The following is a 1,757-nucleotide window of genomic DNA, read 5'->3' on the forward strand; positions in this document are numbered from 1 at the left end:
CTACTTGTACGGCACCATGCAAAACCTATTTGGCGTTTGGTGGAATAAACAAGCGGCTAGAGAATATGCGGCCAAACACCCCGAAGAACAGAACACTGACAATGAGCGTTCTTGGAATTAAACGCCGTATAAGCTCATTTAAGCCGTTTTAAGTGTTACATGAATAATTATATTAAAATCGCTTTAAAATCGCTTAGAAGCAAAAATAGACACCTTGAGTGGCTGAATTGGCGCTTGGTGGAATAAACAAGCGGCTAGAGAATATGCGGCCAAACACCCTAACGATGAGCGTGCTTAAAACTAAAAAGCTATATAAGGCCATTTAAGCTGTTTTAAACAGATAGAGCATAATTATATTAAACGAGTTTTAAAATGCGCTTACGGGCACTTTAGGAACGTTGTATAAGTGCCATTGCGGAAAGGACAGCAAACTTAAATTCACAACTTTTAAAGAAGCAGGCTAATTGAGATGGTACTCAAAGATTAGTATAATGTGAGTAGTAATAAAGGGGGGGCGAGAAAATCATGGCAGTTAAGGAAAAGAAACGCGTACAAGTCCAGATTGACAAAGAATTGGCAGATAATACCGAAGCCGTTTTAAGCCAGTTAGGTCTAAACCCAACTACCGCGATCAATATGTTTTATAAGCGGATCGTAGCTGACGCAGCATTACCGTTTAAACCAGCCCTGAGCGAAGCCGAAAGAGCTAATTTAAGCCTTTTAAAGGCTACCAAAGAGACACCAGTAACAGAGTTCAAAGACGCTAAAGAAGTCGCTGATTGGCTCAATGATCCAGATGAGGACTAATGGCTTATCAGATTAAATAAATTAATAACTTGGAAGTGTGATGAACATGAAAGATACAATCACAATTAATGACTTTTTTGAAATTGCCAAAGAAACTGATTTAAAAGATTTACTTGATAAGTCATTACATGAGCCAGATCCAGAAAAGCGCAAAGTATATGACGCTTTATATACCTACTTTTTAGATAAAAGGCAAGATGAGGTTATTAAGCGAAAGGACTTTGTCCGTTGATAGATAAACCCCAATATATAATTGTTGCTGGTATTAACGGAGCAGGAAAAAGTACGCTATACGATACATTTCCCATCTTGTTTGACAAAACAAAACGGATTAACGCTGATGAACTTTTAAGACAAATGGGTGGCGATTGGCATAAAGATAGTGACAACTTGAAAGCTATGAAAGAAGAAATCAAACAACTACACTATGCTTTAGATCACCAGCAAAGTATTCACGTAGAAACAACACTGGCAGGTAGAGGCAAAGTTCAACTCAATTTGATTGACAAAGCTCACAAAAATGGCTTTGAAGTGACTTTATTATATGTTGCTTTGCGAGATGAAAATTTAGCTATCCAAAGGGTCAACGAACGGGTACAAAAAGGTGGTCACGGTGTTCCAGTAGCAACGATCAAGAAACGTTATCAGCAATCCAAACATAATTTGCCATTAGTGGCCTTTAAATCTGATAAGGTCATGATCTATGATAATAGCGAAAAGTTTACCTCTGTTTATGCAAGAGAGAAGGGACAAGTTTTTAAGAACGATTTGAGGCATTTTCCTTGGATAAACCAAAATATTACTTATCCAGAAAAGGTGCAAAAGCAGTTACAAAATTTTGCAGATCAAAACCCAGAAGTAAAGCCAAAAAACAATCCTGAAAATAAAAACGATCGGCCTAGTTATTAGGTTGATCGTTTTTTAATTTATCCGGTTTATGGGCGTTAACA

The 1,757-nt window shown here is 37.4% G+C and carries 3 protein-coding genes and 1 pseudogene; all 4 read left to right on the plus strand.

Annotated features, from left to right (window positions below; genetic code table 11):
* Nucleotides 1-121: pseudogene (locus EKM61_RS11805) on the plus strand (replication initiator protein A); the annotation flags it as partial.
* Nucleotides 122-525: 404 nt separating this feature from the next.
* On the plus strand, nt 526-807 hold the full coding sequence (locus EKM61_RS11815; RefSeq protein ID WP_010014831.1) for a type II toxin-antitoxin system RelB/DinJ family antitoxin: 282 nt from the start codon (nt 526-528) through the stop codon (nt 805-807).
* A 46-nt stretch (nt 808-853) separates the two neighbouring features.
* Nucleotides 854-1,039: a hypothetical protein gene (locus tag EKM61_RS11820; RefSeq protein WP_010620892.1), complete on the plus strand. Its 186-nt coding sequence runs from the start codon at nt 854-856 to the stop codon at nt 1,037-1,039.
* Nucleotides 1,036-1,716 (plus strand): zeta toxin family protein, encoded by a 681-nt coding sequence (locus EKM61_RS11825; RefSeq protein ID WP_068377380.1) that lies wholly within the window; start codon nt 1,036-1,038, stop codon nt 1,714-1,716. Before EKM61_RS11820 ends, EKM61_RS11825 begins: the two co-directional genes overlap by 4 nt.
* The last annotated feature ends 41 nt before the right edge of the window (nt 1,717-1,757 follow it).

The organism is Loigolactobacillus backii (genome assembly GCF_003946275.1).
In the GTDB taxonomy this organism is placed as follows: Bacteria; Bacillota; Bacilli; order Lactobacillales; family Lactobacillaceae; genus Loigolactobacillus; species Loigolactobacillus backii.

What these genes read in the sequence shown, in the direction of transcription:
- EKM61_RS11815 (WP_010014831.1), top strand. Translation starts at nt 526, where the DNA reads ATGGCAGTTAAGGAAAAGAAACGCGTACAAGTCCAGATTGACAAAGAA.
- EKM61_RS11820 (WP_010620892.1), top strand. Translation starts at nt 854, where the DNA reads ATGAAAGATACAATCACAATTAATGACTTTTTTGAAATTGCCAAAGAA.